The sequence below is a fragment of the Mesorhizobium sp. M7D.F.Ca.US.004.03.1.1 genome, assembly GCF_003998635.1.
GTDB lineage: Bacteria > Pseudomonadota > Alphaproteobacteria > Rhizobiales > Rhizobiaceae > Mesorhizobium > Mesorhizobium loti.
The window spans coordinates 1-5,559 of sequence record NZ_RZQG01000376.1 but is presented as its reverse complement, the minus strand read 5'-3'; the positions used below and the strand labels follow the sequence as shown (position 1 = coordinate 5,559).

The 5,559-nt window shown below is 65.8% G+C and carries 7 protein-coding genes and 1 pseudogene; 5 read left to right on the top strand and 3 right to left on the bottom strand.

Going from position 1 to position 5,559, the window contains the following annotated elements; all coding sequences use genetic code 11:
* Positions 1 to 93 (top strand): annotated as a pseudogene (locus EN935_RS42900) (dihydrofolate reductase); the annotation flags it as partial.
* 232 nt (positions 94 to 325) lie between these two features.
* Here the strand turns inward: EN935_RS42900 and EN935_RS20280 are convergent.
* Positions 326 to 1,195 carry a LysR substrate-binding domain-containing protein gene (locus tag EN935_RS20280; protein ID WP_127264863.1) on the bottom strand — a complete coding sequence of 290 codons (870 nt, stop codon included), beginning with the start codon at positions 1,193 to 1,195 and terminating at the stop codon, positions 326 to 328.
* A gap of 98 nt (positions 1,196 to 1,293) precedes the next feature.
* Here EN935_RS20280 and EN935_RS20275 point away from each other — a divergent pair, with 98 nt between their 5' ends.
* Positions 1,294 to 1,893 carry a LysE family translocator gene (locus tag EN935_RS20275; protein ID WP_127264862.1) on the top strand — a complete coding sequence of 200 codons (600 nt, stop codon included), beginning with the start codon at positions 1,294 to 1,296 and terminating at the stop codon, positions 1,891 to 1,893.
* Between the two features lie 21 nt (positions 1,894 to 1,914).
* Here the strand turns inward: EN935_RS20275 and EN935_RS20270 are convergent, their stop codons facing one another.
* Complete coding sequence (locus EN935_RS20270) at positions 1,915 to 2,709, bottom strand: SDR family oxidoreductase (RefSeq protein WP_127264861.1); 795 nt, start codon at positions 2,707 to 2,709, stop codon at positions 1,915 to 1,917.
* Positions 2,710 to 2,927: 218 nt separating this feature from the next.
* Between EN935_RS20270 and EN935_RS20265 the strand changes: the two genes are divergently transcribed.
* Entirely contained in the window at positions 2,928 to 3,386 is a 459-nt protein-coding gene (locus tag EN935_RS20265) for a MarR family winged helix-turn-helix transcriptional regulator (RefSeq protein WP_109659977.1), read from the top strand.
* Between the two features lie 28 nt (positions 3,387 to 3,414).
* On the opposite strand, the gene EN935_RS20260 is transcribed toward EN935_RS20265, so the two are convergent.
* Complete coding sequence (locus EN935_RS20260) at positions 3,415 to 4,593, bottom strand: MFS transporter (protein ID WP_109659974.1); 1,179 nt, start codon at positions 4,591 to 4,593, stop codon at positions 3,415 to 3,417.
* Between the two features lie 207 nt (positions 4,594 to 4,800).
* Here EN935_RS20260 and EN935_RS20255 point away from each other — a divergent pair, with 207 nt between their 5' ends.
* A complete protein-coding gene (locus EN935_RS20255; RefSeq protein WP_109659972.1) occupies positions 4,801 to 5,157 on the top strand; it encodes a helix-turn-helix transcriptional regulator in 357 nt (118 codons plus the stop codon).
* A gap of 63 nt (positions 5,158 to 5,220) precedes the next feature.
* Positions 5,221 to 5,559, top strand: a 339-nt coding sequence (locus EN935_RS20250; protein WP_164771220.1) for a metallophosphoesterase, incomplete at its 3' end; no start/stop codon positions are given.

Here is a 5,559-nt window from a genome sequence, read left to right as displayed (position 1 = left end):
ACCTACGAACGATCCAGCGAGATCAAGACCGGGTCGTTTGTCACAGGCGAGCCATCCGACGCCGAGATCGAGCGGCGCAAGAACTGGAAATAGAACTGCCGAAACGTGGCGCCAAGCTGGAGCACCTCTCATCCGACCGAGCTTCGCTCGGCCACCTTCTCCCACAAGGAGAGAAGGCGGAGCCTGGGGCATGTGGCTCGGCCAATCTTTAACGTCGGTAATTGGCAGGGACATGCGCGCAATCTTGCCTTCTCCCCTTGTGGGAGAAGGTGGATCGGCGCGCAGCGCCGAGACGGATGAGGGGTGCTCCAGCGGAGCGAAGCGTTCAAGCCGCCTGCGGCCGCCGTGCCAGCCCCTCGCGGATATGCCGCGCGAATTCCTGCGCCGCCGGGCCTACCCCATGCCTCGGAAGATGCAGGTTGATGGCAAAATTCGGCAGCGGCGGTAGGCCTGACTCAGATGGCAATATGTCGAGATCGGCCGGCACCGTGGAGGCCAGCCAGGTGGTCACCGCAAGGTCCGACCGCACCGTCGCCGTCGTCGCGTCGATGTTGCCGTTTTCGAACACCGTGCGCCACTCCAGCCCATGCTCGCTGAGCGCCGCCAGCACCGCTGGGCGGAAAGCGCAGGTGTCGGCGACGATCGACACCGGCAGCGGCCGCTTGGCGCGGGCAACGCCGCCCTTGGCGCCGACCCAGACCAGCCGGTCGATGGCAAGGCATTCGCCCGCCGACGGACCGACGCGTTCCTCGATCACCGCAAGGTCGATGGTCCCGGCCGCAAGGGCAGCAGTCAGTTCCGGCGACGAGGCGCAGACCAACGATATCTCGACCTGCGGATAGGTCTCGGCATAGGTTTTCAGCACCGGCGCCAGCAAGGTGCCGACAAGGTCGTAAGGCACGCCGAGCCGCACCTGCCCGGCCATCGGCGTACCTGCCATTTCGGCCCAGATCTCGTCATTGAGGCCAAGCAGGCGCTTGCCCTTGCCGAACAGCTGTTCGCCGGCACGCGTCAACCGCAAGCCGCGCCGATCGCGCTCAAACAGGCTGGAACCGAGCGCCTCCTCGAGCCGCTTGACCTGCTGGCTGACAGCACCTTGCGTCAGGTGCAGCGCGTTGGCCGCCGCCGTCATACTGGCCTTGTCGGCGACGGTCACGAAGGTGCGGATCAGCGCCATGTCGAGATTTCGGATCATGGCTGGCATTATGCTTACTAATGCTGACCATAGCAAACATTGCATTTACTGAAGTTGGTGCGCGGCTACGATGGCAGCCCTCTCACAGAGGACGCCGCATGCTTGAGCCCATCATCCCACTGATCCTCTTCGCCATCGTTGCCACCACCACGCCCGGCATCGCCACGACCCTGTCGACCGCGTCCGGCGCGCAGTTCGGCTTTCGCCGTTCCGTGCCCTTGCTGGTCGGCAGCGCCGCTGGCCTTGCCACGGTGACGGGTGCCGCTGCGGCCGGGCTCGCCGGCCTGCTGCTTGCCGTGCCCTCGCTGCAGCTGGCGATGAAGGTCATCGGCTCGCTCTATCTCGTCTGGCTGGCGATCAAGATCGGTCGCAGCGGACCGCCCAATCTGGATGTGACCATGGCCAGACCGAACAGCTTTCTCGGCGGCGCCGGCATCCAATGGATGAACCCCAAGGGCTGGGCGATGGGGCTGGGCGCCGCAGCCTCGTTCGCGGCCCTGGCCAGCGGGCCGATGCAACTCGCGCTGCTGCTCGGCGCCACCTTCGGCCTCGCGGCCGCCGCCTCGCTGTCGCTGTGGTGCGTGGCCGGCATGCTGCTTGCCCGGCTGCTCAAGACCGAATGGCAATGGCGCGCGCTCAACATCGTGCTGGCACTGGTGCTGGCCGCCTCGATCGTCCCGATGTGGCGGTCGGCGTAATGCCAACCGCCACGCCTTGCTTCAAGCCGCGTAGCGTGCCGCTGGCTTGTCGGCGTGCAGGCTGCCGTAGAAGGCCAGCCGTGCGCCAAGGAACGTGTCGAGCTTGGCGGCGTCGGCAAGCCCCGGCACGGTAACGGCTTCGCCCTTGGCCAGGCCGACAAGTGCGGCATCGACCAGATCGTCGGCCGTCATGATGATTTCCTTCGGAAGCTGGTCGATATCGCTGCCGGCAATTTCCCAGAAATCCGTCCGGGTCGCGCCGGGCAGCACCACCTGGGCCTTCACCTTGGTACCCGCGACCTCGCGCTGCAGGGCCTCGGTGAAGTTGACGACATAGGCCTTGGTGCCGCTGTAGATGCCGCCGAACGAGGTGTCGAAGGCGAGCACCGAGGCGATGTTGACGACGGCGCCACGGTTGCGCGCCAAAAACCCCGGCAGCACGGCGCGGGTCAGGCGTGTCAAGGCGATGACATTGACCTTGATCATGCGCTCGGCCGCATCGGCGTCTGCCGTCGCCACCACCTGCGCACCACCAATGCCGGCATTGTTGACCAGCAGCGTCACGCTCTCGTCGGCTGATACTGCCTGCTCGACGCGGCGGACGTCATTGTCGTCGGCGAGATCGGCGCTGATCACGCTGACCTTGCGGCCGTAGGCATAACGCAGCTTCTCGGCCAGCTCTTCCAGCCGGTCGGCGCGCCGCGCCACCAGCACCAAATCGTAGCCCTGCCCTGCCAGCCGGTCCGCATAGACCGCGCCGATGCCCGCCGAAGCACCGGTGACGACCGCCGTGCCCTTGTTGCTCTGTCCACTCATTGTCCTGTTCCTTGTTCGACTGATTTGCTTCGTTTCGACCTGGCCGCCGGCACCGTGGGCAATCACCCTCGCCTTACCGGCAAAGCCATCTGATTTCAATTAGTGGCATATACCACTAATTTGGAAATAGGCATATGCCACTATCTTGTCAATGATCGCAACGAGGATTATTTGGGAGGCAGCGGCCGGATATCATTCGTCGGCGCCAAGGACCCATCATGTCAAAGGACACCCTGCCCGGCCTGACCCTCTGCAACAACGCTATGCTGCGTCGAGCGGCGCGCAAGCTCGGCCAGTTCTATGATGATGTCATGGCTCCTTCGGGCCTGAAGGCCACGCAGCAGGGCCTGCTCTACCAGATCCATATCGGCGACGAGCCGGCGATGGGCGCCATCGCCGCGTCGCTGATCATGGACCTGTCGGCGCTCGGCCATACGCTGAAGCCGCTGATCCGCGACGGCTATGTCGAGACCTTCGCCGACCCGGACGACCGCCGCATCAAGCGCGTGCGGTTGACGCCGCAGGGTCTGGTCAAGCTCGATGAGGCGATGAAGCTGTGGCACATCGCCCAGCAGCGTTTCGAGGACGTGGCCGGCAACGACAAGGCGGAAAGGCTGCGCGCGGCTCTCGATGAGATCGCCGCGCTGGATTTCGATCTGCCGCCGGCCACGCCCTGAGGCGTTGGGCCGGTGTTGCCAACAGGACCTACTCAGCCGGCATGGCGGCCGGCCGGGCCACCCAGCGGCCGGCCAGTACGACGCCCAGCGCGATGATCGGGAAGATCGCAGCGACTAGGCCGAGATCGGCCGGCGCGCCGTAGCGCAGCACCGCACCACCGACCACGGCGCCCAGCGCCACGCCGAGATAGAGCGCCGAGGCGTTGAGCGACAGCACGATCGGGGCGGCATCGGGCGCCAGCTTGATGATGCGGCTCGCCTGCGCTGGTGGGAACGCCCAGCCGACGATGCCCCACGGCACCATCATCGCCATCAGCGCCGGCCCGGCAATATGGTGCGGCAGGAAGGCCGGTATGACCGACAGCAAGACCAGCATGGCGGCGCTCAGCGCCAGCGACCAGCCAACGGTATGCGTCGCGCCGAACCGATCGGCTGCCTGGCCGCCGGCAATGTTGCCGATGACGGCACCGACGCCGAAGGCGAGCAGCATGCCGGGCAGCGCGATCTGGCTGAGCCCGCCGCCCTCGATGGCCAATGGCGCAACATAGGCAAAGACGGTGAAGGCGCCGATCAGCGCCAGCACTGTCGTCAAAAGGATCGGCATCACGCCTGGACGCATCGCAGCCGCCAGCCTGCGCTTCAAGGGCAGCCTGGTGCCAACGATGCCCTGCGGCAGTCGGTACCACAGGATCGCACCGGCAAGCGCACCGAGCCCGGCGATGGCATAGAAGGTGCCGCGCCAGCCGGCGAAGGCCGCAACAAGGGCGCCGAGCGGTGCGCCGACCGCAACGGCCACTGTCGTGCCGCCGACGACGACGGCGATGGCACGCGCCCGGTGATGGTCATCGACCAGCGCCACCGCGGTGCCTTGCGCGGTTGCCGCGAACAGGCCCGACGACAGCGCCATGACGATGCGCGCGATCAGCAGCAGTTCGAAGGAGGAGCTCAGGGCGGCGGCGATGTTGCCGAGCACGAAGAACACCAGCGTCCACAGGATGACGCGGCGCCGGTCCCATTCGCCGGTCAGCGTCGCCAGGATCGGCGTACCGACCGCGTAAGCGAGTGCGAAGGCGGTGATCAGCGTGCCGGCCAGCGGAATGGAGATGCCGGCGTCCGCCGCGATATCGGGCAGAAGGCTGGAGATGACAAAGCCTTCGGTCGAGATCGTGAACGATCCGAGCGCAAGCCAGAAGAGGCGCTTGTCCATGGCTGATATCCTTAGTTCAAAAGTTATTGAACAATTGGACATAACAGGGCATGATGTCAATGAAGTCAGGCGAAAATAGCAGAACCCTCCTGACAGCCCTGTGTCAGCACGGTCGGTCAGCACGGTCGCGAAGCGGAGAAACAGTGTGTACGGGCACAAAAGGACGGATGCGTTGAAATCGGCCCCGACTGTGCTTAGTTTCGAGCCATGACCTTGCCACACCCCAATACGGACCAGATCAGCCTGCCGATCGTGCTTGGCGTGCTCGGCGACCCGACCCGGCTCGCCATCGTGCGCTATCTCGCCAGCAAGCAAGGCGTGCCGCTGAACTGCAGCCAGTTCCTCGATCTCGGCTCGAAGACCAATCTGAGCTACCACCTGGCCAAACTGCGCGAGGCCGGCGTCACCCGCGCCGAGGTGGTCGGAACCAACCGCATGATCACGCTGCGCCGCGCCGATCTCGACGCCCGCTTCCCCGGCCTGCTCGACAGCGTCATCGCCGCCGCCGGCGACGATCCCGCTTTGCCGGCGGTCGGCGGCCACGATATCGAAATCCACGCCTGAGGGCGTTCCTCGCCCCCGCGAAACAGGGAGAGGAAACGCTGCCTCATCCACGGAGCTCCCCTTATGCGCATCGCCGTCCTCGCCGATATCCATGGCAATGTGCTGGCGCTGGACGCCGTGCTTGAGGATTTGCGTCTGCGCGGCGGCGCGGATCTGACCGTCAATCTCGGCGACAGCGTTTCCGGCCCGCTGTGGCCGCGTGAAACGATGGAACGGCTGCAGGCGCTGAACCTGCCGACGGTGCGCGGCAACCACGACCGCCGCGTCGCCGCCGACCCGGCCGATGAGACCATGTGGGCCTCCGATGTCTACGCGCAGGAGCGGCTGACCGAGGCCCAGCGCCAGGCGCTTTTCGCCCAGCCGCTGACGCTGGAGATCACTCCCGGCGTCATCGCCTTCCAC